Source organism: Aminobacter sp. MSH1 (assembly GCF_003071665.1).
Lineage (GTDB): Bacteria > Pseudomonadota > Alphaproteobacteria > Rhizobiales > Rhizobiaceae > Aminobacter > Aminobacter niigataensis.
In genome coordinates this window covers 921807-947897 of sequence record NZ_CP026265.1, presented here as the reverse complement: position 1 = coordinate 947897, position 26091 = coordinate 921807, and the positions used below count along the sequence as shown (strand labels likewise).

30 protein-coding genes are annotated in these 26091 nt (G+C 63.8%); 18 read left to right on the top strand and 12 right to left on the bottom strand.

Going from position 1 to position 26091, the window contains the following annotated elements:
• Window positions 1–65: 65 nt before the first annotated feature.
• Both secB and CO731_RS04635 read right to left on the bottom strand, forming a co-directional pair.
• Window positions 66–560 (bottom strand): protein-export chaperone SecB, encoded by a 495-nt coding sequence (gene secB / locus CO731_RS04640; protein WP_055981830.1) that lies wholly within the window; start codon window positions 558–560, stop codon window positions 66–68.
• A gap of 111 nt (window positions 561–671) precedes the next feature.
• A complete protein-coding gene (locus CO731_RS04635; protein ID WP_108606153.1) occupies window positions 672–1145 on the bottom strand; it encodes an FxsA family protein in 474 nt (157 codons plus the stop codon).
• Between the two features lie 214 nt (window positions 1146–1359).
• Between CO731_RS04635 and CO731_RS04630 the strand changes: the two genes are divergently transcribed.
• Genes CO731_RS04630 through CO731_RS04615 form a run of 4 tightly spaced genes read left to right on the top strand, consistent with a single transcriptional unit; the run spans window position 1360 to window position 4109 of the window.
• The gene (locus CO731_RS04630; protein WP_108606152.1) at window positions 1360–2067 is read left to right on the top strand and encodes a Tim44/TimA family putative adaptor protein; all 708 of its coding nucleotides are present in this window, start codon (window positions 1360–1362) and stop codon (window positions 2065–2067) included.
• A gap of 22 nt (window positions 2068–2089) precedes the next feature.
• Window positions 2090–3196 (top strand): murein transglycosylase A, encoded by a 1107-nt coding sequence (locus CO731_RS04625; RefSeq protein WP_108606151.1) that lies wholly within the window; start codon window positions 2090–2092, stop codon window positions 3194–3196.
• Window positions 3193–3738 carry a Smr/MutS family protein gene (locus CO731_RS04620; protein ID WP_108606150.1) on the top strand — a complete coding sequence of 182 codons (546 nt, stop codon included), beginning with the start codon at window positions 3193–3195 and terminating at the stop codon, window positions 3736–3738. The genes CO731_RS04625 and CO731_RS04620 overlap by 4 nt, the downstream gene beginning before the upstream one ends.
• Complete coding sequence (locus tag CO731_RS04615; protein WP_108606149.1) at window positions 3735–4109, top strand: helix-turn-helix domain-containing protein; 375 nt, start codon at window positions 3735–3737, stop codon at window positions 4107–4109. The genes CO731_RS04620 and CO731_RS04615 overlap by 4 nt, the downstream gene beginning before the upstream one ends.
• Here CO731_RS04615 and CO731_RS04610 read toward each other — a convergent pair.
• The 6 genes from CO731_RS04610 to hslV form a co-directional block, all read right to left on the bottom strand.
• Window positions 4106–5068, bottom strand: coding sequence for a DUF1402 family protein (locus CO731_RS04610; protein ID WP_108606148.1), 963 nt, complete (start codon window positions 5066–5068; stop codon window positions 4106–4108). The genes CO731_RS04615 and CO731_RS04610 overlap by 4 nt on opposite strands.
• 157 nt (window positions 5069–5225) lie before the next feature.
• Window positions 5226–6536 carry an ATP-dependent protease ATPase subunit HslU gene (hslU, locus tag CO731_RS04605; protein WP_108606147.1) on the bottom strand — a complete coding sequence of 437 codons (1311 nt, stop codon included), beginning with the start codon at window positions 6534–6536 and terminating at the stop codon, window positions 5226–5228.
• Window positions 6537–6565: 29 nt separating this feature from the next.
• Entirely contained in the window at window positions 6566–7636 is a 1071-nt protein-coding gene (locus CO731_RS04600; protein ID WP_245439621.1) for a hypothetical protein, read from the bottom strand.
• Entirely contained in the window at window positions 7636–8235 is a 600-nt protein-coding gene (locus tag CO731_RS04595) for a DUF2585 domain-containing protein (protein ID WP_108606146.1), read from the bottom strand. Before CO731_RS04595 ends, CO731_RS04600 begins: the two co-directional genes overlap by 1 nt.
• A complete protein-coding gene (locus CO731_RS04590) occupies window positions 8232–8753 on the bottom strand; it encodes a GNAT family N-acetyltransferase (protein ID WP_108606145.1) in 522 nt (173 codons plus the stop codon). Before CO731_RS04590 ends, CO731_RS04595 begins: the two co-directional genes overlap by 4 nt.
• The gene (gene hslV / locus CO731_RS04585) at window positions 8743–9291 is read right to left on the bottom strand and encodes an ATP-dependent protease subunit HslV (RefSeq protein ID WP_108606144.1); all 549 of its coding nucleotides are present in this window, start codon (window positions 9289–9291) and stop codon (window positions 8743–8745) included. The genes CO731_RS04590 and hslV overlap by 11 nt, the downstream gene beginning before the upstream one ends.
• A 190-nt stretch (window positions 9292–9481) precedes the next feature.
• Between hslV and hisB the strand changes: the two genes are divergently transcribed.
• The 7 genes from hisB to coaA are packed head-to-tail and all read left to right on the top strand — an operon-like array spanning window position 9482 to window position 14094.
• Window positions 9482–10081: an imidazoleglycerol-phosphate dehydratase HisB gene (gene hisB / locus CO731_RS04580; RefSeq protein ID WP_108606143.1), complete on the top strand. Its 600-nt coding sequence runs from the start codon at window positions 9482–9484 to the stop codon at window positions 10079–10081.
• 2 nt (window positions 10082–10083) lie between these two features.
• Window positions 10084–10560, top strand: coding sequence for a DUF2628 domain-containing protein (locus tag CO731_RS04575; RefSeq protein ID WP_108606142.1), 477 nt, complete (start codon window positions 10084–10086; stop codon window positions 10558–10560).
• Between the two features lies 1 nt (window position 10561).
• Entirely contained in the window at window positions 10562–11212 is a 651-nt protein-coding gene (hisH, locus tag CO731_RS04570; RefSeq protein WP_108606141.1) for an imidazole glycerol phosphate synthase subunit HisH, read from the top strand.
• Window positions 11209–11973 carry a 1-(5-phosphoribosyl)-5-[(5-phosphoribosylamino)methylideneamino]imidazole-4-carboxamide isomerase gene (gene hisA, locus CO731_RS04565; RefSeq protein ID WP_108606140.1) on the top strand — a complete coding sequence of 255 codons (765 nt, stop codon included), beginning with the start codon at window positions 11209–11211 and terminating at the stop codon, window positions 11971–11973. Before hisH ends, hisA begins: the two co-directional genes overlap by 4 nt.
• The gene (gene hisF / locus CO731_RS04560; protein WP_108606139.1) at window positions 11970–12755 is read left to right on the top strand and encodes an imidazole glycerol phosphate synthase subunit HisF; all 786 of its coding nucleotides are present in this window, start codon (window positions 11970–11972) and stop codon (window positions 12753–12755) included. Before hisA ends, hisF begins: the two co-directional genes overlap by 4 nt.
• Window positions 12756–12774: 19 nt before the next feature.
• On the top strand, window positions 12775–13101 hold the full coding sequence (locus CO731_RS04555) for a phosphoribosyl-ATP diphosphatase (protein WP_108609620.1): 327 nt from the start codon (window positions 12775–12777) through the stop codon (window positions 13099–13101).
• A 30-nt stretch (window positions 13102–13131) separates the two neighbouring features.
• Window positions 13132–14094 carry a type I pantothenate kinase gene (coaA, locus tag CO731_RS04550; protein ID WP_108606138.1) on the top strand — a complete coding sequence of 321 codons (963 nt, stop codon included), beginning with the start codon at window positions 13132–13134 and terminating at the stop codon, window positions 14092–14094.
• A gap of 61 nt (window positions 14095–14155) precedes the next feature.
• On the opposite strand, the gene CO731_RS04545 is transcribed toward coaA, so the two are convergent.
• From CO731_RS04545 to CO731_RS04530, 4 genes are all read right to left on the bottom strand, one after another.
• On the bottom strand, window positions 14156–14773 hold the full coding sequence (locus CO731_RS04545; RefSeq protein ID WP_108606137.1) for an alpha-ketoglutarate-dependent dioxygenase AlkB: 618 nt from the start codon (window positions 14771–14773) through the stop codon (window positions 14156–14158).
• A 101-nt stretch (window positions 14774–14874) separates the two neighbouring features.
• The gene (gene lysM / locus CO731_RS04540; RefSeq protein ID WP_055981896.1) at window positions 14875–15390 is read right to left on the bottom strand and encodes a peptidoglycan-binding protein LysM; all 516 of its coding nucleotides are present in this window, start codon (window positions 15388–15390) and stop codon (window positions 14875–14877) included.
• Window positions 15391–15470: 80 nt separating this feature from the next.
• The gene (arfB, locus tag CO731_RS04535; protein WP_108606136.1) at window positions 15471–15908 is read right to left on the bottom strand and encodes an alternative ribosome rescue aminoacyl-tRNA hydrolase ArfB; all 438 of its coding nucleotides are present in this window, start codon (window positions 15906–15908) and stop codon (window positions 15471–15473) included.
• An 87-nt stretch (window positions 15909–15995) separates the two neighbouring features.
• Entirely contained in the window at window positions 15996–17606 is a 1611-nt protein-coding gene (locus tag CO731_RS04530; RefSeq protein WP_108606135.1) for a phosphoenolpyruvate carboxykinase, read from the bottom strand.
• Window positions 17607–17967: 361 nt separating this feature from the next.
• Here CO731_RS04530 and CO731_RS04525 point away from each other — a divergent pair, with 361 nt between their 5' ends.
• The 7 genes from CO731_RS04525 to CO731_RS04495 all read left to right on the top strand — a co-directional run bounded on the left by CO731_RS04525 (window position 17968) and on the right by CO731_RS04495 (window position 26089).
• On the top strand, window positions 17968–18669 hold the full coding sequence (locus CO731_RS04525) for a response regulator transcription factor (protein ID WP_055982326.1): 702 nt from the start codon (window positions 17968–17970) through the stop codon (window positions 18667–18669).
• Window positions 18670–18691: 22 nt separating this feature from the next.
• Window positions 18692–20476: a sensor histidine kinase gene (locus CO731_RS04520; RefSeq protein WP_108606134.1), complete on the top strand. Its 1785-nt coding sequence runs from the start codon at window positions 18692–18694 to the stop codon at window positions 20474–20476.
• Between the two features lie 18 nt (window positions 20477–20494).
• Window positions 20495–20926, top strand: coding sequence for an HPr kinase/phosphorylase (locus CO731_RS04515; RefSeq protein ID WP_199914558.1), 432 nt, complete (start codon window positions 20495–20497; stop codon window positions 20924–20926).
• 163 nt (window positions 20927–21089) lie between these two features.
• On the top strand, window positions 21090–21491 hold the full coding sequence (locus tag CO731_RS04510; protein ID WP_055981908.1) for a PTS sugar transporter subunit IIA: 402 nt from the start codon (window positions 21090–21092) through the stop codon (window positions 21489–21491).
• Window positions 21488–21790, top strand: a complete 303-nt coding sequence (locus CO731_RS04505) for an HPr family phosphocarrier protein (RefSeq protein WP_108606132.1) — start codon at window positions 21488–21490, stop codon at window positions 21788–21790. Before CO731_RS04510 ends, CO731_RS04505 begins: the two co-directional genes overlap by 4 nt.
• Window positions 21791–21942: 152 nt before the next feature.
• Entirely contained in the window at window positions 21943–23343 is a 1401-nt protein-coding gene (gene ahcY / locus CO731_RS04500; RefSeq protein ID WP_108606131.1) for an adenosylhomocysteinase, read from the top strand.
• Between the two features lie 196 nt (window positions 23344–23539).
• The gene (locus CO731_RS04495; RefSeq protein ID WP_108606130.1) at window positions 23540–26089 is read left to right on the top strand and encodes a PAS domain-containing sensor histidine kinase; all 2550 of its coding nucleotides are present in this window, start codon (window positions 23540–23542) and stop codon (window positions 26087–26089) included.
• Window positions 26090–26091 lie beyond the last annotated feature (2 nt).

Below are 26091 nucleotides of genomic sequence, written 5' to 3'. Positions count from 1 at the left end.
CCGGCGGATACGAAAAAGCCCGGCGCTGAGGCCGGGCTTCGATATCTGCGCTCTTTGGCGAGGTCTTAGCTGACCTTGACCTGCGAAGCGGCCTTTTCCTCGGCGATTTTCTGCTGGAACATCTGCGCGAAGTCGATCGGATCAAGCATCAGCGGCGGGAAGCCGCCGTTGCGGGTCGCTTCGGCGATGATCTGGCGAGCGAAGGGGAACAGCAGGCGCGGGCACTCGATGAAGAGCAGCGGCAGCATGTGTTCCTGCGGGAAACCGTCGATGCGGAAGACGCCGCCATAGACCAGCTCGACGTTGAACAGCACGTCCTTGTCGAAGGCAGCCTTGGCGCTCAGCGTCAGGTTGACGTCGAACTGCTTGTCCGTCATCGGGTTGGCGTTGACGTTGACGTTGATGTTGATGCCGGGAGCCTTGTCGCGGCCGCGCAGCGAGTTCGGCGCGCCGGGGCTTTCGAAGGACAGGTCCTTTACATACTGCGCCAGCACGTTGAGCGTGGGCTGCTGTGCGTTACCGTTGCCGTTGGCGCCTTCCGGCGCTTCATTAGTGGCCATAAGCCCATGTCCTCTTGGCTCGGCCGCGGCGCGGCCCGTATTGAAATCGCGCGTTGGCTACCACGCTCGGCATGCCAAGACAAGGTTTTGCCGGCGTCGCAAGCTTCGGCCCTACTCGTCGCGGATCGAACGCCAGGGCGAATTGGGGTTGGGCTGGCGCGAAAAATCATCTTCGTCGAGATCGATGGTCTTGCCGCCGGCCGGACCGCCGCGTCGGGCAAAGCCGCCGAAATCGGTAGAGAAGCGAACCCGCTTGCCGAGGAAGCGCCAGGCCAGGGCGCGGACCGGCGGCAGGAACAGGAGTATGCCCAGAATGTCGGTGATGAAGCCGGGGATCAGCAGCAGGATACCGGCCAGCACGATCATCGCGCCGTTGGCCAGCTCCTTCGAAGGGTCGCGGCCGGCGTCCATCTCGGTGCGAATCCGGGTCATGACGCCAAAACCCTGCACCCGCAGCAGGATCGAGCCGACGATGCCGCTGAGAAGGATCAGGCCGATGGTTGCCAGCACGCCGATTTCGCTGCCGACCACCACGAAGCCGGCTATTTCGAGCAAGGGCAAGGCAAGGATCAGGAGTGGCAGCATGAAGGGCGTCGATCCGGTCCGGTTTGTGTTGACGTGACAACGATATGCGGTCACAGGCATACCGCATACATCTTTAGATAGGGCGCTGCGCCTTTAATTTGAATGATCGGCGCATGCGTTCTATATGCAAAGGCTCAGGGGCGCCCCAAAAGCGCCGGCAATTGGCAGATAGTCTGGCTTTGGCCGTGAACAAGGGACGGATCGGCGGGAAGATATGGAATTCTTCGATTTCGGCACGATTTTCTTTCTGATCGCAGCGGTGGTGATCTTCTTCCAGCTGCGCAACGTGCTCGGCCGCCGCACCGGCAACGAACGCCCGCCTTTCGATCCCTACACCGCAGCGCGCAACAAGCCGCAGGACGCCAATGGCAAGTCCGAGAACGTTGTCTCGCTGCCGCGCAAGCGCGCAGCCGGCGAGCCCGCTGAAGATGCGTATGTCGCCATCGACGCCTTTGCCAAGCCCGGGACCGAGCTCAACAAGGGCCTGCGCGCCATCAAGGATGCGGATGCTTCCTTCGAGCCCAAGGGTTTTGTCGAAGGCGCCAAGATGGCCTACGAGATGATCGTCATGGCCTATGCCGACGGCGACCGCAAAACTCTCAAGAACCTGCTGTCGCGCGAGGTCTTCGATGGCTTCGTCGCGGCGATCACCGAGCGCGAGGGCCGTTCGGAAAAGATCCAGTCTTCCTTCGTCGGCATCGACAAGGCCGATATCGTTTCGGCCGAGATGAAGGGCGGCGAGGCCCATGTCACGCTCCGTATCGTCTCGGAGCTGATCTCGGCGACCCGCGACAAGGCCGGCGACGTCATCGACGGCGATCCGGAGACCGTGGCCGAGGTCAAGGATGTCTGGACCTTCGCCCGCGACACCCGCTCGCGCGACCCGAACTGGAAGCTCGTCGCCACCGAGGAAGAAGACTGATCGCGACTGGCGGGCGAAGCCCGTGCCGCTCTCGCCCGCGTTCTGCCAGGTCACTTTCGCCGACCTGCCCGGCTGGCTGGAAGATGACCAGTTGGCGGCCTTCGAAGCCTTCCGGCGCTCTGCCTTTCATGTCCTGACCAAACCCTATCGCAGCGGCGCCCTTGGCGTCGCTTTCGATGCTTTCGGCCCCTCCTATGCCGACGCCCGCGAACAACCGGCAACGACCGGCGCCAAGGCCCGCGAATTCTTTGAACGTCATTTCCAGCCAGCCTTTGTCGCGCCGGATGGCCGCGACCGTGGTCTGGTCACTGGTTTCTACGAGCCCGAAGTCGAGGCATCTCCCGTCAGGACAGAAGTTTTCCGGATACCGCTGCTGTCGCGCCCGGCCGACCTCGTCGACATTGACGACCAGAACCGCCCGGCCGGCATGGACCCCTATCTCGCTTTCGGGCGCCAGGCGCCGAATGGGCTTGTCGAGTATTTCGACCGGCCGGCGATCGAACAGGGCGCCTTGTCGGGCAAGGGCCTCGAGATCGCCTGGGTCGCCGATCCTGTCGATGCGTTCTTCATCCATGTCCAGGGTGCCGCGCGCCTGCATATGACCGACGGTTCGCTGCGGCGCGTCACCTACGCCGCGAAATCCGGCCAGCGCTTTACTGGTCCCGGCGGGTTTTTGGCCGGGATCGGCGAGATTCCGCTCGAAAAGGTGACCATGCAGTCGATCCGGGCCTGGTTCAAGGCCAATCCCCATCGCGTCGACGAGATCCTGTGGCAGAACCGATCCTACATCTTCTTCAGGCAGGCAGAGGTCGATGATCCCGCTCTCGGGCCGATCGCCGCGGCAAAGGTGCCGCTCACGGCGGGCCGCTCGGTCGCCGTCGATCGCCTGCTGCACACTTTCGGAACGCCGTTTTTCATCGCGGCGCCGTCGCTGACCGCATTCGGCGGCGGACCGTTCGCCCGGCTCATGATCGCCCAGGATACCGGATCGGCCATCACCGGCCAGGCGCGCGGCGACCTGTTCGCCGGATCGGGCTTCGATGCCGGGGAGATCGCCGGCGTCGTCCGCAACGATGCCGATTTCTTCGCGCTTCTGCCGAAGTCCTTGTTCGCCGGGGCCAGTTCATGAGCACGCGCCGCGAACGCAAGCTGAGCGACGAAGAACGCGTGCTGTGGAACATCATTGCCCGGACGACCTCGCCGCTGAAGGGCAAGCGGGCGGTTGAGGTTCCCGAACTGCCTGTTGCCGTGGCTGAAAAGTCGGTTGCAGCACCAATCCAGGCGGCGCAAGTGCCGGCACCAGCGGCACCGACACCGCCGAAGCGCCAGTATGTCGCCCATTCGCTCGACGAGCCGACGCGCGACAAGCTGTCCAAGGGTCGCCTTCCGATCGAAGGCCGCGTCGACCTGCATGGCCTGACCCAGGACGAGGCCTATTCGCTGCTCTTGACCTTCCTGGCCCGAGCCCATGCCGGTGGGGTTCGCTATGTCCTCGTCATCACCGGCAAGGGCAACTCCAAGGGCGGCGACGGTGTTTTGAAGCGCATGGTGCCGGCATGGCTGAACACGGCGCCGTTTCGCATGCTGGTCTCCAGCCACGATCATGCCGCACGCCACCATGGCGGCTCGGGCGCGATCTACATCCGGCTGCGGCGGAGGACCGGCCATTGACACCGCTGGGCGAACGCATCCGCGAACTCCGGCGCGAACGCGGCGTCAGCCAGAAGGACATGGCTGCCTCCATCGGAGTCAGCGCCGCCTATCTCTCGGCGCTGGAGCATGGTCATCGCGGCGTGCCGACCTGGGCGATGATCCAGAAGATCATCGGCTACTTCAATGTCATCTGGGATGATGCCGAGGAATTGCAGAAGCTGGCCGAGGGCTCGCACCCGCGCGTCGTGGTCGACACGGCGGGGCTTTCGCCTGCCGCCACCGAACTCGCCAATCTCCTGGCCCAGGCCATTGGCGAGTTGAACGAGACCGAACTTGCCGCCCTCAACGTTCACGTCCGCCAGGCGATCGCGCGGAAGAAGCGCGGCTAGAACAGCGCCTTGAGTTCGCTGAGGCGGTCGTTGACCAGCCAACCGTAGTAATTTTCCTCCGGCACCTTGGGCGCCTCGCCGGCCGCCTCGCGCCGTTCGTTCTCGGCCTTGAGCGCGTAGGCACGCGCCTCGGGGTTACCGACATTGTAGAGCGTGGCGGTAATCCCCGGATTGCCGGAAATATCGAAGCCGGCAATGCTCTTGTAGGCGTCGATCGAGGTCTTCAGCGTCGCGGCGACGTAAGGCAGTGTCAGGTCCGGGTCCATGATCGTCTTATAGACGGCATTCGGGTCGCTCTCGTCGAGCTTGGGCAGGCGCGACACCTTGTGCACGACGTCGCTCATCTGCAGCGCCGTCAGCGGATTGAGCTGGCCGATGCCGAATGTCTGGCCGGCGTAGAACGGCTGGAAGAAGGTCGCGCTGAAGCGGTCGTTGGGATAACTGGTGCCGCCCACGGTCTTGCCGCGGAAATCCTGGTTCCAAACCCGCTCGCGGCATTCCCAAAGGTCGTAGCTGCCCGATTTGCCGCTACACTCGGCGAATTCCGGCCGCTTGATGAAATCGGAGATGTCTTCGCCCTCATAGGCGAAACGCAGCTTGCTGGAGAGGTAGGACACTGCCTTGACGTAGTAGGTCTGCAGTCGGTCGTAGGCGTCGACATTGTAGGTGTGCTCGCCGACGATGGCACCGACGATATGCATCGGGTCGATGCCGTAGTCGCGTGCCACCGACGTGATCTTGCCGCGCAGCTCGCCATCGTTCTGCAGCAGCGCATAGACCTTGCGGTACTTGGCGTCGAAGGTGGTCTTGCCTGCCCTCGTCCGCTTGGACGAGGCGCCGGGCACTTCGGGCTGTTCGACATTGACGTTGCCGGCGGCAACCACCGTCGTGGCAGCCGATGCCTGCGGCGCGCCGAAGGCTGCCGCCAGAAGAAATGCCGTGAGAAATGCGCTTTTCATATGCTGCTGTATGCCCAAGCTTTGTCCGGGCAAACTAGAAAATGCCCCACGCTTAGTCGAGGGCGTTGTCGCCCGAAGCTGCGAAACCTGGCCGAATGGTTCCATTCGGCCACAGGTCGGGATGCACGGCGGCCCTGCCGGGCCGCCGTTGGAGCTTTTAGAGGATGAACCGCGACAGGTCGGTGTTCCTCGAGAGATCGCCGACATGCTTTTCGACATAGGCAGCGTCGATCTTGACCGAGGTGCCGTTGCGATCGGGTGCGTCGTAGGAGATCTCGTCGAGCACGCGTTCCATAACCGTCTGCAGGCGCCGCGCGCCGATGTTCTCGACCGAGGCATTGAGGTCGACCGCGATGCCGGCAAGCGCATCGATGGCGTCGTCGGTGAATTCGAGGTTGACGCCTTCGGTGTTCATCAGGGCGATGTACTGCTTGATCAGGCTGGCCTCCGTCTCCGTCAGGATTCGACGGAAGTCGTCCTTCTCCAGCGCGCGCAGCTCGACGCGGATCGGCAGGCGGCCCTGCAACTCCGGCAACAGGTCCGACGGCTTGGCCACGTGGAACGCACCCGAGGCGATGAACAGGATGTGGTCGGTCTTGACCTGCCCGTACTTGGTCGCAACCGTCGTGCCCTCGACCAGCGGCAATAGGTCCCGCTGCACGCCTTCGCGCGACGGCCCACCATGGACGTCGCCGCCCCGGGCTATCTTGTCGATCTCGTCGAGGAAGACGATGCCTTCGTTCTCGGTGACCTCAAGCGCCCGGCGGACGACCTCGTCCTGGTCGAGCAGCTTGTCGGACTCGTCGCTGATCAGAAGCCCGTAGGATTCCTTGACGGTGGTCTTGCGCGCTTTGGTGCGCTGGCCGCCCATCGCCTTCGACAGCATGTCGTTGATGTTGAGCACGCCGACATTGCCGCCGGGCATGCCGGGGATGTCGAAGCTCGGCATGCCGCCGGTGCCGGTGTCGGCGACCTGGATCTCGATTTCCTTGTCGTCGAGTTCGCCGTCGCGCAGCTTTTTCCGGAACGAGTCGCGGGTCGCTGGGCTGGCGGTCTTGCCGACCAGCGCCTCGAGCACGCGCTCCTCTGCGTTGACATGGGCGCGGGCCTCGACGTCCTCGCGCATCTTCTCGCGCACCAGGCCGATGGCGACCTCGACGAGATCGCGGATGATCTGCTCGACGTCGCGGCCGACATAGCCGACCTCGGTGAACTTGGTCGCCTCGACCTTGACGAAGGGCGCACCCGCGAGCTTCGCCAGTCGGCGCGAAATCTCGGTCTTGCCGACGCCGGTAGGTCCGATCATCAGGATGTTTTTGGGCATGACCTCTTCGCGCATCTGGCCTTCCAGCTGCTGCCGGCGCCAGCGGTTGCGCAGCGCGATCGCCACGGCGCGCTTGGCGTCCTTCTGGCCGATGATGAAGCGGTCGAGTTCGGAAACGATCTCACGGGGAGAGAATGTGGACATGGCGTTACTCTCGAATACTCAGTTGGGGCTTATGTATGGGCTGGAAGCCGGACCGCAAGGGCGCCGGGCAGCAGTGGCACAAGGGTCCGCCGCAGCGCATGCCAGCCGGCGCTGAGCAGCAGCACCAGGGCGCCGAGCACCAGCATGGTCAGCGGAACGACGCTGTCCGCCAGCCCCGCCTTGACGACCAGCGAGCCGAAGGCAAAACCGGCGTAGGACAGACCGGAAACAAGGATCGCGCGCCTGTCGACGACGAGGGCGACGAGTGCCAGTCCAATGAAGATCGCTAGGATACTCCAGGCGGAGATCGCGTCGGAACCGCCCTCGCCGACCAGCCCGCTGATCAGCGGATGGACGATCAGCGGTGCTGCCAGCATGTGCAGCCAGAACGCGATGTCGGTGCGTCGGGTCTGGCGTTGCGGGTCGCTGAGGTCGAACCGCATGGCCAGTGCGAACACCGAAACGCCGCAGGCAAGCAGCAGGGGCTTGGCCGCCTGGATGGCGAAATCCGGCAAGACCATGAAAAGAATCCCGACGGCCGAGGCGACAAGGGCGGCTACGCCGGCTGCGATCGTCACTGGCACGCGGAAGCGCTGGTAGTGCAATGCGGTTGCCGCGGCGGTTGCAAGACCGGCGACAACGATCGGCAAGCCGCCGTGGTTGCCGAGACCCATGCCGAAGCTGAGGTTGGGGTTGAAGGCTTCCGCAACCGTCGAAAAGACCGCTCCGGCATAGACCAGAAGCAGCACGATGCTGGGCAGCGCCATGCGCTGCCGGCGGGTGAAATACTCGGCCAGAAGCCAGCTCGCCACGGCGATGGCGGCGAACATGCCGGTGTTGCCGGTCATGTCGCCGGAGAAATAGCCCAGCGCGCCCAGAAACAGCCCGAGGCCGATGGTGACGAAGATGTCGCTGAAACCGCTGATGAACCGGAATTTTTCGTCATCATGCGGCTCCCTGTCGAGGGCGCTCGCGCTCGCGCTCTCCAGGTCTCGCAGCCCTTGCGCCTGCTCTGCCGTCAGCAGCCCGTTTGCGACCGCAGCGAGCAGGGTATCGGGCGATATGCCGGGCGCTTCTGACGGCATCGCAAGATTGGTCATCACATGATCCCCGCCTGCCACTGCTTGATCGCATCGAGCGGATAGACCAGCATGATGATGTTGAGCGTCAGGTTGTCCCGGATGACGTAGCCGACGCCGATTTCAAAGATGAGGGCGAGGGCTACGATGCTCCATACAGGAAGCCGCGCGGCCATCACGAAGCCGAGTACCATCGCCAGGGTGTCGAACACCGAGTTCAGGACGCTGTCGCCGTAGTAGTCGAGGGAAATGGTCCCCTCGCGGTAGCGGTTGATGATGAAGTCGCTGTTTTCGACCAGCTCCCACGCCAGCTCGATACCGATGGCGACCGCCAGCCGGAAACCAAGCGAACTCTTGGGCGCGAGCCAGCTCAGCAGCGCATAGAACAGGAAGCCGTGGATGATGTGCGAGAAGGTGTACCAGTCGGAGATGTGTTGCGAATTCTCCGAGCTCTGCACCACCCCGTGCCACAGCTTGACGTATCCGCACTTGCAGATCGCCGGATGGCCCATCCAGTAGAGCGCGACCGCCTGCCCGGCGATCATCAGCGCTGCGACCAGCAGCCACCAGCCGAGTTTTTCGCGTTGCGCGGCGGCTTCACGGTCCTGCGATATGCTCATGCGTCGAAATCCCCCTCCTCCGCGTCGCGCGCCATCATTTGCGCGGGACCGTAAATCGACGTGCGTGTGTCGAAAGCCACGAACCCTGCCTTTTCGTAGGCCCGGATGGCCCGCTTGTTGGACGGATCCGGATCGATGATCACGCGTGGAACGCCTTCCTCGAACAACTCCTCGACGAACTGTCGCAGGATCGCAGAGCCGTGGCCTTTTCCGACCAGCTCAGACACGCCGATGGTTAGATCGACGCCGAGCGTGCCGAAAGGCTGGTCCTGGTAGGGATGGTCGTCCTCCAGATGCGGGTCGTAGCTCTGGAGGTAGCCGATCGGCTTGCCGTCGAGCTCGACGATCAGCGGCTCGACCGAGATGCTGTCGATATGTTCTTCGATGGAGGCCAGTTCTTCGGCTGCATCGCCCCACCATTCCGCGACATGCGGCGCTGCCAGCCATCTGGCCAGCAGCGGCAGGTCTTTCCTTTCGACGGGCCGGAAGTCGTAGCGCAAGGCTGGCTCAGCCGGCATCGAGCGTTTCGATGACGAAGCTGTGGTTGGTGTAGACGCAGATGTCGGCGGCGATCTGCATCGCCTTGCGGGCGATCTCCTCGGCGTCCTTGTCGGTGTCCATCAGCGCACGGGCCGCGGCCAGCGCGTAATTGCCGCCCGAGCCGATGGCCATCACGCCGAATTCGGGCTCCAGCACGTCGCCGGTGCCGGTCAGCGCCAGCGACACGTTCTTGTCGGCCACCAGCATCATCGCTTCGAGGCGGCGCAAATAGCGGTCGGTGCGCCAGTCCTTGGCGAGTTCGACGCAGGCGCGCGTCAGCTGGTCGGGATATTGCTCGAGCTTGGCCTCGAGCCTTTCGAGAAGGGTGAAGGCGTCGGCCGTGGCGCCGGCAAACCCGGCGATCACATTGCCCTTGCCGAGGCGGCGGACCTTGCGGGCATTTCCCTTCATGATGGTCTGGCCGAGGCTGACCTGGCCGTCGCCGGCAATGACCACCTTGTTGCCCTTGCGCACCGTCACGATGGTCGTGGCGTGCATGCTCTGTTCGTTGGACATATGTTGCTCCGATGGCGCACGGCCCCTTCGAGGCGGCTCGGGCGTTACGAGTGGAAGTTCGATCTTATGTATGACGCGGCGCAAGGAATGCAAATCCGCATGCCGCATCACGAAATGCCCTTTCGCGGCGATTGGCAAGCGGTCGCTCATGCTGCTATTAGGCACTCGTTTTTGAGGACAAGGATCCGCCATGGCCCCCCGTTCCGCCGAAGTCAGCCGCAAGACCAAGGAAACCGAGATTTCCGTCTCGGTCCATGTCGACGGCACCGGCCGTTCGGAGATGGCGACCGGCGTCGGCTTCTTCGACCACATGCTCGACCAGCTGTCGCGGCATTCGCTGATCGACATGAAGGTCTCCGCCAAGGGCGACCTGCACATCGACGACCACCACACCGTCGAGGATTGTGGCATCGCGCTCGGCCAGGCGCTGTCCAAGGCGCTGGGCGACCGCCGCGGCATCATGCGCTATGCCTCGATCGACCTCGCCATGGACGAGACGCTGACGCGCGCCGCCATCGACGTGTCGGGCCGCCCGTTCCTGGTCTGGAACGTCGCTTTCTCGGCGCCCAAGATCGGCACCTTCGATACCGAGCTGGTGCGCGAGTTCTTCCAGGCGCTGGCCCAGAACGCTGGCATCACCCTGCATGTCACCAACCATTATGGCGCCAACAACCACCATATCGCCGAAACCTGCTTCAAGGCTGTGGCGCGCGCGCTGCGCATGGCACTTGAAAGCGACCCGCGCCAGCCTGACGCAGTACCCTCGACCAAGGGCAGCCTGAAGGGATAGCCATGGCCATCCATGTCGTCATGGAGCCGCCCGCCAAGGCGGGAACCAGCGCTTCGGAAAGCGCCGTCTTCGTTCGCGACGGCTTCCATTTCTTCGGCTTCATTGCGCCGCTGCTGTGGTTGCTGTGGCACCGGCTCTGGCTCGAGGCGGCGATGACCTTTGCCGCCACCCTGGCGCTTGCCGCGGCCAGCGAATGGGCGGGGCTGACCTTTGCCGCTCCGCTGCTGCCGCTGCTCATTTCGCTCTATGTCGGGCTCGAAGGCGGTGCGCTGCGCATCGCAGCCCTTCGCCGTGCCGGCTGGCGCCAGTGGGGCGTGGTCGAGGCGGATTCCATCGAAGACGCCGAAATGCGCTACCTCTTCGCTGCTGAAGCCGACGACGAGCCGACACCGGCTGCCGTCGCCATCTCCCCTGCCACGCCCCGGCCTCAACCTGCTGGCGGAGCGCTCGGCCTCCTGCACTATCCCGGAAGACACTGACATGCGCGTTGCCATCATCGATTACGGCTCGGGCAATCTGCGCTCGGCGACCAAGGCCTTCGAGCGTGCCGCCCGCGAGGCCGGCATAGCGGCCAAGATAGAGCTGACGGCCGATGCCGAACGCGTGCTTTCCGCCGACCGCATCGTGCTGCCCGGTGTCGGCGCTTATGCCGATTGTGCCCGTGGCCTGCGCGCCGTCGACGGCATGTGGGACGCAGTCGAGGAGGTGGCCATCCGCAAGGCGCATCCCTTCCTCGGTATCTGCGTCGGCATGCAGCTGATGTCCGAACGCGGGCTGGAAAAGACCGTCACCAACGGCTTCGGCTGGATATCGGGCGACGTCAAGGAGATCACGCCTTCCGACCCGTCGCTGAAGATTCCGCAGATCGGCTGGAACACGATTCACGTGAAACATCCGCACCCCGTCTTCGACGGCATTCCGACGGGACCAGGCGGCCTGCACGCCTATTTCGTGCATTCCTACCATCTCGACGCAACCGACGAGAAACAGGTGCTGGCCAGCGCCGACTATGGCGGCCGGGTCACTGCCGCGGTGGCGCGGGACAACCTGGTCGGTACGCAGTTTCATCCTGAAAAGAGCCAGGCGCTTGGCCTTGCCCTCATCGCCAATTTCCTGAGGTGGAAGCCATGATCCTCTTTCCGGCCATCGACCTCAAGGACGGCCAGTGCGTGCGCCTCAAGCTTGGCGACATGGACCAGGCGACCGTCTACAACAACGATCCGGCAGCCCAGGCGAAAGCCTTCGAGGACCAGGGCTTCGAATGGCTGCATGTCGTCGATCTCAACGGCGCCTTTGCCGGCGAGAGCGTCAACGGTGCGGCCGTCGAGGCAATCCTCAAGGCGACGAAGAACCCGGTCCAGCTCGGCGGCGGCATCCGCACCCTTGACCACATCGAGAGTTGGCTTTCCAAGGGCCTCGCCCGCGTCATCCTCGGCACGGTTGCCGTCCGTGATCCCGAACTGGTCAAGGAAGCCTGCAGGAAATTCCCCGGCAAGGTTGCCGTCGGCATCGACGCCAAGGGCGGCAAGGTCGCCGTCGAGGGCTGGGCCGAAGCGTCGAGCCTCGGCGTCGTCGAGTTGGCGAAGAAGTTCGAGGGTGCCGGCGTCGCCGCCATCATCTACACCGACATCGACCGCGACGGGGTGCTTGCCGGCATCAACTGGGATTCGACCATCGACCTCGCCGAGGCTGTATCGATCCCGGTCATTGCCTCGGGCGGTCTCGCATCGCTCGCCGACATCGTCCGCATGACCATGCCCGACGCCAGGAAACTCGAAGGTGCGATTTCCGGCCGCGCGCTTTATGACGGCCGCATCGACCCGGCTGAGGCGCTGGCCATCCTGCGGGGCACTCTGAAGCCTGAACCCGGACTGTTCGAGGAACGGAAATGACCCTCAAGGCCCGTGTCATCCCCTGCCTCGACGTCAAGGACGGCCGCGTCGTCAAGGGCGTGCAGTTCGTCGACCTGATCGACGCCGGCGATCCGGTCGAGGCCGCAAAGGCCTATGATGCCGCCGGTGCCGACGAACTCTGCTTCCTCGACATCACCGCTTCTTCCGACAACCGCGAGACCATCTTCGACGTCATCGCCCGTACCGCCGAGCAGTGCTTCATGCCGCTGACCGTCGGCGGCGGCGTGCGCCAGGTCGCCGACATCCGCAAGCTGCTGCTTGCCGGCGCCGACAAGGTGTCGATCAATACGGCTGCCGTGAAGAACCCCGACTTTGTCGCCGAGGCCGCCGACAAGTTCGGCAACCAGTGCATCGTCGTTGCCATCGACGCCAAGAAGGTGTCGGTTGCCAATGAAGCCGATCGCTGGGAGATCTTCACCCATGGCGGCCGCGAGCGCACCGGCATCGATGCGGTCGAGTTCGCCCGCAAGGTCGTCGATCTCGGCGCCGGTGAAATCCTGCTCACGTCGATGGACCGCGACGGCACCAAGATCGGCTACGACATCGCCCTCACCCGTGCGGTGGCGGACGCCGTGCGAGCGCCGGTCATCGCTTCGGGCGGCGTCGGCAACCTCGACCACATGGTCGACGGCATCCGCGAGGGACATGCGACGGCGGTTCTTGCCGCTTCGATCTTCCATTTCGGCACCTACACCATTGCCGAGGCCAAGGCGCACATGGCAAAAGCGGGTTTGCCGATGCGGCTCGACCCGATTGGCTGACTTTGTTGCCGAGGCCAAGATGAGCGGATTTTCCCTTGCCGACCTGGAAAAGATCGTCACCGAGCGGGCACGTTCGGGCGATGCCAATTCATGGACCGCCAAGCTTTACCAGGGCGGCATGGAGCGGGCGGCCAAGAAGCTTGGCGAAGAGGCGGTCGAGACCGTCATCGCCGCGGTCAAGGGTGACGATCGTGCCCTCGTTTCGGAAAGCGCCGATCTCCTTTATCATTGGCTCGTCGTGCTGGCTGTCGCCGGCGTCCCGATGGCCGAGGTGATGACCGAGCTCGAGCGCCGCACCTCGCAGTCGGGTGTCGCCGAGAAGGCAGCGCGGAAGAACGAGGGCTGACCACTGGTCAGGTCCCGCAGGGGAGGTTCGATGGATCAACTCGCGCCGACGGACAAATACTCACCCTATTGGTTCTTCTCGGCCGAGCATTGGGCCGGTTTCGGCGCCGACATGTCGATGACCCTGACCCAGGACGAGGTGGCGCGGCTGAGCTCGATGTACGAGCCCATCGATCTCGTCGAGGTCCGGCGCATCTACCTGTCGCTGTCGCGTCTGCTCTCCGCCCATGTCGAGACCAGCCAGCAGCTGTTTCGCCAGCGCCAGCGCTTCTTCAACTCGGACAAGAAGGGCACCAAGACGCCCTTCATCATCGGCATGGCGGGGTCGGTCGCCGTCGGCAAGTCGACCACCGCGCGTATCCTCAAGGAACTGCTCACCCGCTGGCCGTCGAGCCCGAAGGTCGATCTCGTCACCACCGACGGCTTCCTCTACCCCAACGACGTGCTGCGCCGCGACAGCCTGATGGAGCGCAAGGGTTTCCCCGACAGCTACGATGTCGGTGCGCTGCTGCGCTTCCTCTCGGCGATCAAGTCGGGCCAGCCCAATGTGCGCGCGCCCGTCTACTCGCACCTGACCTATGACGTGATGCCTGGCGAGTTTGTCACCGTCGACCGGCCCGATATCCTGATCTTCGAGGGCATCAACGTGCTGCAGCCGCGCGAACTGCCCAAGGACGGCAACTTCGTGCCTTTCGTGTCCGACTTCTTCGACTTCTCGATCTACATTGACGCCGATGAGAGCATCATCCACGAGTGGTACATCGACCGCTTCATGCGGCTGCGCGAAACCGCTTTCCGCAATCCGCAATCCTTCTTCCATCGCTACTCGCAGCTCTCGGAGGATGCGGCCCGCGCCATCGCCGAGGGGCTGTGGGCCAACATCAACCTCAAGAACCTGCGCGAGAACATCTTGCCCACGCGCCCGCGCGCCGACCTCATCCTCAAGAAGGGTGCCGGCCATCTCGTCGAGGAAGTGGCGATCCGCAAGCTCTGAAGGTCTTTTTGTTGGGGCATGATCTTGTCCGAAAACCGGGGCCACTTTTTGGGGTCATGCTCTAGGCCGGCTGCGTCACGCGTCTTAGCGTGAGATTGATCCGCCCGCCCTGCTTCAGCAATGCCGATGTCATCGGGTAGATGCGGTCGACGCCATGGAACGCCAGCCGCCCCTCCCCGCCGAGCACGACGACGTCTCCGCTTTCCAGCCTGAACGACACGGTGCGATCGTCGCGCCTTGTGCCACCGACGCGGAACAGGCAGGCGTCGCCCAGCGACACCGACACCACGGGTGCGGCGAACTCTCGCTCGTCGCGATCCTGGTGCAGGCCCATCTTCGCAGTCTCCGTGTAGAAATTGACGAGGCAGGCTTCCGGAGGATGCGGATAGCCCGAGACCTCGCGCCAAAGCGCAAGCAGCGCCTCGGGGATCGGCGGCCACGGTTCGCCTGTGACGGGATGGGTCGGCTGGTAACGGTAGCCGTTCTCCTTGTCGGTGACCCAGCCCTGAGAGCCGCAATTGGTCATCCTGACGCTCATTTCCTTGCCGGTCTTCGGCATGGCGGGCGTATAGAGCGGTGCAGCCTTCACCACCTCGCGGATGCTCTCGACCAGGCTCTCTTGCACCTCGCGCGAGAGAAAGCCGGGCATGTGGCGGACGCCTTTGGGCAATACGAGCACGGTTCAGGTCCAGTTGGGTTGTCGCAGGCGACAATGTCAGCCGAAATGCAAAACGGCGACCCGAAAGCCGCCGTCCGCGAAATGATTTGTGCGAGGCGAGGTTACGCAGTCGCGATATCGGGGATGCGCAGCACCTGGCCCGGATAGATCTTGTCGGGGTGCGTCAGCATCGGCTTGTTGGCTTCGAAGATGACGGTGTATTTCGATGCCTTGCCTTTGCCGTACTGGGCTTCGGCGATCTTGGACAGGTTGTCGCCCTTCTTGACGGTGTAGAACACCGGCGCCTTGGCCGGCGTCGCCGCCTTGACCAGCTCGGTCATGTCGACCTTGCTGTCGAGCTTGAGACCGGAATCGGGCGCCACCACCTTCAACTCGTCCGCCTGCACCTTGGAGACGCCGAGCGTGTTGCCGACGGCGATCACCGCCTTTTCGAAGATCGACTGGTCCTTGACCACGCCCGTCAGCACGGCGGTGTCGCCCTTGACCACCACCTGAACGTTGTCGGTGCCGAGCTTGTGCGAATCGAGCTCCTTCTTCAGCGTGTCGGCGCTCGGTGCCTCGTCGTCGCCGAAGCCAAGCTTCTTGCCGACATTCTTGACGAAATCGAACATGCCCATTCGTAGTCTCCCTTGCTGTGGCATTCGCCGGAGCTTGGCACCTGCCTTGCCAAAATGGAAGCGGGATTGATTCCCAAGGCTTAATCGCCGTCGACGCGCCCGCGCAGCTTCTTGACCGTCGAGCGGCCGGCCTTGCTTTTCAGCCTTCGTTCGACCGAGCCCTTTGTCGGCCTGGTCTTTTTGCGCGGCGGCGGTGGCGGCTCGGCAGCCTTGGCGACAAGTGCCACCAGCCGCGCCCGGGCGTCGGCCCGGTTCTGCTCCTGGGTGCGGTAGCGCCCCGCCTCGATGACGATCACGCCCTCCTTGGTCGCCTTCTGGCCCGCGAACTTTATGGTGCGCTCGCGCACCCGCTCGGGCAGGCCCGGCGCATTGGCCGCATCGAAGCGCAGCTGCACGGCTGTGGCGACCTTGTTGACGTTCTGGCCGCCCGGCCCCGACGAGCGGATGAAGTTCTCCTCGAGGTCGTCGGGATGGATGACCACGTCATTGGCAATGATGATCTTGTCGTCGGCGTTCATGCGCCAAGTCATGCCGTGGTGCGGCCGAAAAGAAAAGGCCCAGCACTTGGCCGGGCCTTTTCGAGATCGTTACGCCAGGTGCCGTGGTTATTCGGCGGCTTCCTGCGTGCGTGGTGCCGCGCCGCGCACCGAGGCGTCGACATGGCTTTCGAACTTACCGAAATTGTCGATGAACATCGACACCAGCTTGCTGGCCTGGCGGTCATAGGCAGCGCCGTCGGCCCAGGTCGAACGCGGGTCGAGGATCTTGCCGTCGACGCCGGGAACCGAAACCGGCACGGCGAAGCCGAAATGGGCATCGGTGCGGAATTCGACCCCATTGAGCGAGCCGTCGAGGGCGGCAGTGAGCAGCGCGCGCGTCGCCTTGATCGGCATGCGCGAACCCGTGCCATAGGCGCCGCCGGTCCAGCCGGTGTTGACCAGCCAGCAATTGACGCCGTGGTCGGAGATCAGCTGGCGCAGCAGGTTGCCGTATTCGCTGGGGTGCCTGGGCATGAACGGTGCGCCGAAGCAGGTCGAGAACGTCGCTTCCGGCTCGGTCACGCCGCGCTCGGTGCCGGCGACCTTGGCGGTATAGCCGGACAGGAAGTGGTACATCGCCTGCGCCGGCGTCAGCTTTGCGATGGGCGGCATCACGCCGAAGGCGTCGGCCGTCAGCATGATGATGTTCTTCGGGTGGCTGGCGCGCCCGGTGGCGCTGGCATTCGGGATGAAGTCGAGCGGATAGGCGCAACGGGTGTTTTCGGTACGCGAGCCGTCGTTGAAGTCAGGCACGCGGTTCTCGTCGAGCACGACGTTCTCGAGCACCGTGCCGAAACGCTGGGTCGTCGCAAAGATTTCCGGCTCGGCTTCGGCCGACAGGCGAATGGTCTTGGCGTAGCAGCCGCCTTCGAAGTTGAAGATGCCGTCCGGGCCCCAGCCATGCTCGTCGTCGCCGATCAGCGTGCGCTTGGGATCGGCCGACAGCGTCGTCTTGCCGGTTCCCGACAGGCCGAAGAACACGGCGGCGTCGCCATCGGGCCCTTCATTGGCCGAGCAGTGCATGGGCATCACGCCGCCCGCCGGCAGGATGTAGTTGAGCGCGGTGAAGACCGACTTCTTCATCTCGCCGGCATATTTGGTGCCGCCGATGAGCACGATCATGCGCGTCAGATCGACCGCGATCAGCGTCTCGCTGCGGCCGCCATGGCGCGCCGTGTCGGCCCGGAACGACGGCAGGTCGATGATCGTCATCTTCGGCGCGAAGCCGGCCAGTTCAGCCGTTTCCGGGCGGATCAGCAGGTTGCGGATGAACATCGAGTGCCAGGCGTATTCGGTGATGACGCGCGTCGGCAGGCTGAGCGAGCGGTCGGCGCCGCCGATCAGGTCCTGGACGAACAGGTCCTTGTCGGCCGCATGGGCCAGGAAATCTGCATGCAGCGCGTCGAACTGCGCTCGCGTCATCGCATTGTTGTTTTCCCACCAGACCTGGGGCTCGGTGTTTTCGTCGCGCACGACGAACTTGTCCTTGGGCGAGCGGCCGGTGTACTGCCCCGTGTCGGCAACGAGCGCGCCATGGGCGGTCAGCACGGCCTCGCCGCGGCGGACCGCCTCTTCGACCAGCAGGGCAGCGCCAAGGTTGTAATGCACGGTGCCCGACGTTTTGAGCCCTGCCGTTTCGATCCCGTTGGCGGGATTACGCTTACCGACTTCCGACATTCGGTGAACCCTCGTTCGATTTGACGCCAATGTCCGGTCTTCGGGCCGGACGCCGCTGTCCCCGAGGGACCGAGGCAGCCAGAAACAGAAAAGCCAAGCGATTTCAAATCATTAATCGATTTAAATATTTTAGAATTTATCTAAATCGTTTAAATGACGGGGATTAGTCCTACCTTGCCGGGTAGGCAGGCAGGTTTTTTGTTCGAGCTTTTCTTGAGGCGCCCCATATAGAAAGCGGACTGGTTGTGGTGGTTGCGCTCCCCTTCATCGGGGGGTATGCCACATTTTGTACCTAATTTGTCCTGCACAAGCCCTGCTCTGAAGCAGGAAGGGACACCCGCTCATGAGGGAGCCGCTGGAAATGGCAACGATCGCGCTTGTCGACGACGACCGCAACATTTTGACATCGGTTTCGATTGCGCTCGAGTCCGAAGGATACCGTGTCGAGACCTACACCGACGGTGCCTCGGCACTTGAAGGGCTGGCCGCGCGGCCGCCGAACCTCGCCATCCTCGACATCAAGATGCCGCGCATGGACGGCATGGAACTGCTCCGCCGGCTGCGCCAGAAGACTGACCTGCCGGTGATTTTCCTGACGTCGAAGGACGACGAGATCGATGAGCTCTTCGGCCTCAAGATGGGCGCCGACGATTTCATCCGCAAGCCGTTCTCCCAGCGTCTGCTGGTCGAGCGCGTGCGCGCCGTGCTGCGCCGGGCAAGTGCCCGCGAGGCAGCGGCCAAGACGCCGAGCCCGCAGTCGCGCTCGCTGGAGCGCGGCCAGCTGGTGATGGACCAGGAGCGCCATACCTGCACCTGGAAGGGCGAGCCGGTTATCCTGACCGTCACCGAATTCCTGATCCTGCACTCGCTGGCCCAGCGCCCGGGTGTCGTCAAAAGCCGAGACGCTTTGATGGATTCGGCCTATGATGAGCAGGTCTATGTCGATGACCGCACCATCGACAGCCACATCAAGCGCCTGCGCAAGAAGTTCAAGGCCGTCGACGACGACTTCGAGATGATCGAAACGCTCTATGGTGTCGGCTACAGATTCCGCGAAGCGTGAGATCGGCGGGGGCTGAGATCACATGGCGATGGAAGCAGAGATCAGGAAACCCGCGGCCGCCACGAAGCGGTCGCGCGGTCGCCTGTCGCTGTTCTTCGACCGCTCGAGGATCCGGCTGAGCCGGTTCCTCGGCCACTATTTCTTCTCCAGCCTGACGCGCCGCATTCTGTTCCTCAACCTTGCCGGGTTGGCCGTGCTGGTCGCCGGCATCCTGTATCTCAACACCTTCCGTGATGGCCTGATCGGCGCCCGTGTCGAAAGCCTGATGACGCAGGGCGAGATCATTGCCGGCGCCATTGCCGCCTCGGCAACCGTCGAAACGGATTCGATCAGCATCGACCCCGAGAAGCTGCTCGAGCTGCAGGCCGGCGAGACGCTTGGCCCCGGCTCCGACCAGCTCGACAGCCTTGATTTTCCGATCAATCCGGAGCGCGTGGCGCCAGTGCTGCGCCGGCTGATCTCGCCGACAAGGACGCGCGCCCGTATCTACGACCGCGACGCCAATCTCCTGCTCGATTCGCGGCATCTCTATTCGCGCGGCCAGATCCTGCGCTACGACCTTCCGCCGGTCGAGGAAGACGAGCCGACCGTCTTCGAGCGGGCGCAGAAGTTCGTCTTCGACTTTTTCCGCGACAGCGCGCTTCCGGTCTACAAGGAACAGCCCGGCGGCAATGGCGCGGCCTTCCCCGAGGTCGTGCAGGCATTGACCGGCCGCCCGGCGCCGATTGTCCGGGTCAGCGAACAGGGCGAGCAGATCGTGTCGGTCGCCGTCCCCATCCAGCGCTTCCGTGCCGTGCTCGGCGTGCTGATGCTGTCGACCGAAGGCGGCGACATCGACAAGATCGTCGCTGCCGAGCAGAAGGCCATCCTGCGCGTGTTCGGTGTCGCTGCATTGGTCACGGCCATCCTGTCGATGCTGTTGGCGTCGACCATCGCCAACCCGCTGCGTCGGCTGTCGGCTGCCGCCAACCGCGTCCGTCGTGGCGGCAAGAGCCGCGAGGAAATTCCCGATTTCTCCGACCGCCAGGACGAGATCGGCAACCTGTCGGTTGCCGTGCGTGACATGACCAAGGCGCTTTACGCGCGTATCGAGGCGATCGAGAGTTTCGCCGCCGACGTCAGCCACGAACTCAAGAATCCGCTGACCTCGCTGCGCAGCGCAGTCGAGACTTTGCCGCTTGCCAGGAACGAGAGCTCGCGCGAACGGCTGATGGAGGTCATCCAGCATGACGTGAAGCGCCTCGACCGGCTGATCACCGATATTTCGGACGCATCCCGTCTCGATGCCGAGCTCGCGCGCGAGGACGCCGGCAAGGTGGATCTCAAGAAGTTCATCGGCGATCTGGTTTCGGTGTCGCGCGAGGCCAGCCGCCACAAGAAGGCGGTCGAAATCGCATTCACCGTTGCCAAGCTGCCGGCTGGGGCGAAGAACTACAATGTGGTCGGCCACGACCTGCGCATCGGTCAGGTCATCACCAACCTGATAGAGAACGCCCGCTCCTTCGTGCCCGACGACCATGGCCACATTGCCATTTCGCTGGCGCGCGTCGGCAAGTTCAATGTCATCACGGTCGAGGACAACGGCCCCGGCATCCGCGCCGAAAACATCGACCGCATCTTCGAGCGTTTCTATACCGACCGTCCGGCGGGCGAAGCCTTCGGCCAGAATTCCGGCCTCGGCCTGTCGATCAGCCGCCAGATCGTCGAGGCCCATGGCGGCACGCTGAGCGCCGAAAACATCGCCGGCACCAAGCCTGGCGAACTCAAGGGCGCGCGCTTCGTCGTTGCCCTGCCGGCCGAAAGCTGATCCGTGGCGCCAGCCAACATGCATGCCACAGCGATTGTTCTCGGCGATCGCTGTGTACTGGTTGCAGGGCTGTCCGGGTCGGGCAAGACGGCTCTTGCCCTGGCCCTCGTCGAGAAATTTCGCGCCGCAGGCCGGTTCGCCCGGCTGGTTTCCGACGACCAGGTCTTCCTGTCGGTGCACCACGGCAGGCTTTTGTGCCATGCGCCGGCAGTCATTGCCGGCCTGGCAGAGGTCCGCGGCGTCGGGCCGGTTCCGGTCGAACATGAGGCGGCGGCTGCGGTAGACCTGCTGGTCAGGCTTGTTCCGGCAAGCGAGGTGGAACGGCTGCCCGGACAGGACAGTGAACCGATTCTTGGTTGCATGACGCAGCGATTGCTGCTCGCAGAACGTGAAATTGCCGCAACCATCCCCACAATTCTGGCCCGACTCGGCATCACCCTCTTCGCCTGAAGCTGCACATTATTTTTGCTGCATTGCGTCAAAATGGCGTGGCGAGCAGCAGATTGGGGCTTGTAAACGCCTTCGCCGTCGACAAGATAGCGCTCCCGCCCTCCACGAAGGCGGCAAGAGTACTGCGCGGCTGTGAAGAGGCCATGACGGGAGCCAAATCAGAATGATCGGACTCGTGCTTGTGACGCACGGTCAGCTGGCCGAAGAGTTCCGCCATGCCGTGGAACATGTCGTCGGACCGCAGGACAATTTCGAGACTGTTTCGATCGGAGCAGACGATGACATGGCGCAGCGTCGCAGCGACATCATCGACGCCGTTGCCAGCGCCGACACCGGCAATGGTGTGGTCGTGCTCACCGATATGTTCGGCGGCACGCCGTCCAACCTCGCCATCTCGGTGATGGAAGCCGGCCGGGTCGAAGTCATCGCCGGCATGAACCTGCCGATGCTCATCAAGCTGACGAGCGTACGCAAGGCCGACAACATGGCCGCCGCGCTCGACGAGGCACAGGCTGCTGGCCGCAAATATATCAACGTTGCTAGTCAGGTGTTGAGCGGCAAATGAGCGGCATGCCCTACTCGCCCGAGAAGGGCCACATCGTCCGCGATCTCACCATAGTCAATCAGCGTGGCCTGCATGCCCGCGCCTCGGCCAAGTTTGTCCAGATTGCCGGCGAGTTCCAGGCCAATGTCAGCGTCGAGAAGGACGGCATTTCCGTAGGCGGCACGTCGATCATGGGCCTGATGATGCTCGCCGCCAGCCCCGGTTGCACCATCCGCGTTACCGCGAGCGGCCCCGAGGCCGTCGAAGCCATGGATGCGCTTGCGACACTGGTCGCGGCGCGCTTCGGCGAGGAATCCTGATTGCCGGACTGAGTCTTGTGCGACATGCACGAATAAAGATTTCTTTATGTCCCATTGTCGATAACGGCCTGATCTGGTAGTCAGGCCGATCTTTCGCGCGCCCTCGCAGCCCTCCCGCGGCGGCGCGAAGCAAACAGGAATCGGAGCAAGCCATGACGGGTAGCAAGGATTATCTGGTCGCCGACATTTCGCTCGCCGGCTGGGGTCGCAAGGAAATCGAGATCGCCGAAACCGAAATGCCGGGCCTGATGGCCTGCCGCGAGGAGTTCGGTGAAGCAAAGCCGCTCAAGGGCGCGCGCATTTCCGGCTCGCTGCACATGACCATCCAGACCGCGGTGCTGATCGAGACGTTGAAGGAACTCGGCGCCGATATCCGCTGGGCGTCGTGCAACATCTTCTCGACCCAGGACCATGCCGCGGCCGCCATCGCCGAAGCCGGCATTCCGGTTTTCGCCGTCAAGGGCGAGACGCTCGAGGAGTACTGGCAGTACACCGACCAGATATTCCAGTGGACCGATGGCGGCGCCACCAACATGATCCTCGATGATGGCGGCGACGCCACCATGTACATCCTGATCGGCGCCCGCGCCGAGGCCGGCGAGGACGTACTGTCCAACCCGGGCAGCGAAGAGGAAGAGATCCTGTTCGCCCAGATCAAGAAGCGCATGGCTGAAACGCCGGGCTTCTTCGCCAAGCACAAGGCTGCCATCCGCGGCGTCACCGAAGAGACCACGACCGGCGTCAACCGCCTCTACCAGCTGCAGAAGAAGGGCTTGCTGCCCTTCCCGGCGATCAACGTCAACGACAGCGTCACCAAGTCGAAGTTCGATAACAAGTACGGCTGTAAGGAATCGCTGGTCGACGGCATCCGCCGCGGCACCGACGTCATGATGGCTGGCAAGGTCGCCGTCGTCTGCGGTTACGGCGACGTCGGCAAGGGTTCTGCTGCCTCGCTCCAAGGCGCCGGCGCTCGCGTCAAGGTTACCGAGGTCGACCCGATCTGCGCGCTCCAGGCTGCTATGGACGGCTTCGAGGTCGTCACGCTGGAAGACGCTGCTCCCACCGCCGACATCGTCATCACCACGACTGGCAACAAGGACGTCATCACCCTCGACCACATGCGCCTGATGAAGGACATGGTCATCGTCGGCAACATCGGCCACTTCGACAACGAGATCCAGGTCGCGGCCCTGCGCAACCTCAAGTGGACCAACGTCAAGCCGCAGGTCGACATGATCAGCTTCCCGGATGGCAAGCGCATGCTGCTGCTGTCGGAAGGCCGCCTGCTCAACCTCGGCAATGCGACCGGCCACCCGAGCTTCGTCATGTCGGCGTCTTTCACCAACCAGACGCTTGCCCAGATCGAGCTTTTCACCAAGCCCGGCCAGTACAAGAACGAAGTCTACGTGCTGCCCAAGCACCTCGACGAGAAGGTCGCCCGCCTGCACCTCGACAAGCTCGGCGCCAAGCTGACCACCCTGTCCGATGAACAGGCCAGCTATATCGGCGTGACGCCGAAGGGGCCGTTCAAGCCGGAACACTACCGCTATTAACCATAGCGCAAATACATACAACATATTGAAACCGGGCGATTGACTTTCGCCCGGTTTCTTTTTTGCGCGAACGCCTTCTTCACGACGATTCGCCTAACGGCTATTGTGGCGTGATTCGCCACGCGTCCGTTCTCGGCGGAACTTTTTGGGGCGCTTCAGGGCGGTCTTGCAGTCAGGCGGCGGAGAGGAACAAGACATGCCGGGGGAATACCCGCTTTCAGCGGGACAGGCCGTTTCCGGCGGCCGACAGGATTCGCAGATGCCCCCTCCAGGCGGTATGTGGCAGGCCGTGCGCCGGCTCGGCAGCCGTTCTGCCGCAGTCATGCTTGGCGCCACGGCGCTCTGCACGCCTGTCGGATATGCCCACGCCCAGCAGGCCGCCGCCGTCGGCCTGCCCGTCAGCACGGCCGAAGTCATCCAGCTCGCCGTGCTCGTCGGCGTCATGGGAGCGGCGCTCATTTCCGCCATTGCGCTGATCCGCGAGAAGGTACGCATCGCCGCCGAGAACGTCGAGCTGCGCGGGCGCGTTGCCGACCTCAATGCATCGTTGCAGCGTTCGGAGGCCCTGCTCAACCTGCGCGACCAGCGCGTCATCATCTGGGCGAACGAGAACAAGAAGCCGGAGCTGATCGGTTCGCTGCCGATCGAAACAGGCGCGCCGGACGAGCGCGCCGCCTTCCTCGGTTTCGGTCGCTGGCTGATGCCGCGTTCGGCCGCAGCGCTCGAAAATGCCATTGCCGCGTTGCGTGACAAAGGCACTGCCTTCGAACTGGTGGCGGAGACCCATGCCGGTGCGGTCCTCGAAGTCCACGGCCGCAAGAGCGGCGCCCACGTCATCGTCCGCTTTGTCTCGATCTCCGAGGCCCAGCGCGGCCAGGCGCGGCTGACGCTCGACAACCAGCGCCTCAGCGCCGAATACGAAACGCTTGTCGGCCTGATGGACGCCGTCGACATGCCGTTCTGGATGCGCGATTCCGATGGCCGGATGAAATGGGTCAACAAGGCCTTCGCCAGGGCCGTCGAAGCAGCCGATTCCGCCGCAGCCATCCGCGACGGCAAGGAGTTCCTGGGCACGCAATCGCGCGAAGCGATCGCCCAGCAGCACCTGTCGCGTCCCGTTTTCCAGCAGACACTGTCGACCGTCATCGACGGCGACCGTCGCATGTTCGCCGTGACCGACGTTGTCGGCAGGGAAGGTTCGGCCGGCATCGCCACCGACATGAGCGCGGCCGATGCCATCCGCGAAGAGTACAGCCGGGTCGTGCGCAGCCACGCCGACACGCTCGACCAGGTGGCGACCGCCGTTGCCACTTTCGACGCCAGCCAGAAGCTGCGTTTCCACAACAACGCCTTCCAGAAGCTCTGGGAACTCGACGCCGGCTATCTCTCCAGCGCGCCCGACAATGCGCTTTTGCTCGACCGCCTGCGCAGCGAACGCAAGCTGCCGGAGCAGCCGGAATGGCGGCGCTGGAAGGAAAGCCTGCTCGGCGCCTATCGCGCCGTCGAGCCGCAGGAGCATCTTTGGCATCTGCCCGACGGCCGCACCATCCGCGTCGTCGCCAATCCCCAGCCCAAGGGCGGCGTCACCTGGGTGTTCGAAAACCTGACCGAGAAGATCGATCTCGAAAGCCGCTACACCACGGCGGTGCGTGTTCAGGGTGAAACCCTCGACAATCTCGCCGAAGGCGTCGTCGTTTTCGGCCCCGACGGCCGCATCCGCCTGTTCAATCCGGCCTTCGGCCAGCTCTGGGGTGTGTCGCCCGAGGCCCTCCGGCAGAGCACGCATATTTCGGCGATCCGCGCTGAATGCGACATGCGTGCCGAAAAGAGCCCATGGGCCGATTTCGTCGCCGCCGTCACCGGCTTCGACGAGCGTAGCGACCGCCATGGCCAGACCGAACTCAAGAACGGTTCGGTGCTCCAGCACGCCGTCATCCACCTGCCCAACGGCCAGGTGATGCTGACCTTTGTCGACGTCACTGACGGCGTCAACATGGAGCGCGCGCTCAAGGACAAGAACGAGGCGCTTCAGCGTGCCGACCAGATCAAGAACGAGTTCGTCCAGCACGTTTCGTATGAGCTGCGCTCGCCGCTGACCAACATCATCGGCTTCACCGAGCTTTTGTCGCTGCCCGGCACCGGCCCGCTGTCGCAGCGCCAGCGCGAATATGTCGAGCACATCGGTTCGTCCTCGGGCGTGCTTTTGACCATCGTCAATGACATCCTCGATCTCGCAACCGTCGATGCCGGCATCATGCAGCTCGAAATCGCCGAGGTGCGTATCGACCGCGCCATCGAGGCTGCCGCCGAACTTATCGCCGACCGCCTGGAAGAGCACTCGATCAGCCTCGCCATAGATACCGCCAGCGCGCCGAAGAGCTTCAATGGCGACGAGACGCGCGTGCGCCAGATCCTCTACAATCTGCTCAGCAACGCCGTGAACTACGCGCCGTCCGCGAGCACCATCACGCTGGCCTGCCGCCAGCTGGCCGAGGGCGTGGAATTCTCCGTCCATGACGATGGTCCGGGCATGCCTTCGGAGGTGCTCGACACGATGTTCCAGCGCTTCGAATCCCGCGTCAACGGCGGCCGCAAGCGTGGTGCCGGCCTTGGCCTGTCCATCGTCAAAAGCTTCGTCGAGCTGCATGGCGGCACCGTCCGCATCGACAGCGGCAAGGACCGTGGCACCACGGTCGTCTGCCTGTTCCCCGATGCGCCAGCCGGCGTGCGGGTGGCGGCGGAGTAGGC

Coding starts and splice junctions, on each gene's coding strand:
- secB (WP_055981830.1), bottom strand. CDS start 560: ATGGCCACTAATGAAGCGCCGGAAGGCGCCAACGGCAACGGTAACGCA.
- CO731_RS04635 (WP_108606153.1), bottom strand. CDS start 1,145: ATGCTGCCACTCCTGATCCTTGCCTTGCCCTTGCTCGAAATAGCCGGC.
- CO731_RS04630 (WP_108606152.1), top strand. CDS start 1,360: ATGGAATTCTTCGATTTCGGCACGATTTTCTTTCTGATCGCAGCGGTG.
- CO731_RS04620 (WP_108606150.1), top strand. CDS start 3,193: ATGAGCACGCGCCGCGAACGCAAGCTGAGCGACGAAGAACGCGTGCTG.
- CO731_RS04610 (WP_108606148.1), bottom strand. CDS start 5,068: ATGAAAAGCGCATTTCTCACGGCATTTCTTCTGGCGGCAGCCTTCGGC.
- hslU (WP_108606147.1), bottom strand. CDS start 6,536: ATGTCCACATTCTCTCCCCGTGAGATCGTTTCCGAACTCGACCGCTTC.
- CO731_RS04600 (WP_245439621.1), bottom strand. CDS start 7,636: ATGACCAATCTTGCGATGCCGTCAGAAGCGCCCGGCATATCGCCCGAT.
- CO731_RS04595 (WP_108606146.1), bottom strand. CDS start 8,235: ATGAGCATATCGCAGGACCGTGAAGCCGCCGCGCAACGCGAAAAACTC.
- CO731_RS04590 (WP_108606145.1), bottom strand. CDS start 8,753: ATGCCGGCTGAGCCAGCCTTGCGCTACGACTTCCGGCCCGTCGAAAGG.
- hslV (WP_108606144.1), bottom strand. CDS start 9,291: ATGTCCAACGAACAGAGCATGCACGCCACGACCATCGTGACGGTGCGC.
- hisB (WP_108606143.1), top strand. CDS start 9,482: ATGGCCCCCCGTTCCGCCGAAGTCAGCCGCAAGACCAAGGAAACCGAG.
- CO731_RS04575 (WP_108606142.1), top strand. CDS start 10,084: ATGGCCATCCATGTCGTCATGGAGCCGCCCGCCAAGGCGGGAACCAGC.
- hisH (WP_108606141.1), top strand. CDS start 10,562: ATGCGCGTTGCCATCATCGATTACGGCTCGGGCAATCTGCGCTCGGCG.
- hisA (WP_108606140.1), top strand. CDS start 11,209: ATGATCCTCTTTCCGGCCATCGACCTCAAGGACGGCCAGTGCGTGCGC.
- hisF (WP_108606139.1), top strand. CDS start 11,970: ATGACCCTCAAGGCCCGTGTCATCCCCTGCCTCGACGTCAAGGACGGC.
- CO731_RS04555 (WP_108609620.1), top strand. CDS start 12,775: ATGAGCGGATTTTCCCTTGCCGACCTGGAAAAGATCGTCACCGAGCGG.
- coaA (WP_108606138.1), top strand. CDS start 13,132: ATGGATCAACTCGCGCCGACGGACAAATACTCACCCTATTGGTTCTTC.
- lysM (WP_055981896.1), bottom strand. CDS start 15,390: ATGGGCATGTTCGATTTCGTCAAGAATGTCGGCAAGAAGCTTGGCTTC.
- arfB (WP_108606136.1), bottom strand. CDS start 15,908: ATGAACGCCGACGACAAGATCATCATTGCCAATGACGTGGTCATCCAT.
- CO731_RS04530 (WP_108606135.1), bottom strand. CDS start 17,606: ATGTCGGAAGTCGGTAAGCGTAATCCCGCCAACGGGATCGAAACGGCA.
- CO731_RS04525 (WP_055982326.1), top strand. CDS start 17,968: ATGGCAACGATCGCGCTTGTCGACGACGACCGCAACATTTTGACATCG.
- CO731_RS04520 (WP_108606134.1), top strand. CDS start 18,692: ATGGCGATGGAAGCAGAGATCAGGAAACCCGCGGCCGCCACGAAGCGG.
- CO731_RS04515 (WP_199914558.1), top strand. CDS start 20,495: ATGCATGCCACAGCGATTGTTCTCGGCGATCGCTGTGTACTGGTTGCA.
- CO731_RS04510 (WP_055981908.1), top strand. CDS start 21,090: ATGATCGGACTCGTGCTTGTGACGCACGGTCAGCTGGCCGAAGAGTTC.
- CO731_RS04505 (WP_108606132.1), top strand. CDS start 21,488: ATGAGCGGCATGCCCTACTCGCCCGAGAAGGGCCACATCGTCCGCGAT.
- ahcY (WP_108606131.1), top strand. CDS start 21,943: ATGACGGGTAGCAAGGATTATCTGGTCGCCGACATTTCGCTCGCCGGC.
- CO731_RS04495 (WP_108606130.1), top strand. CDS start 23,540: ATGCCGGGGGAATACCCGCTTTCAGCGGGACAGGCCGTTTCCGGCGGC.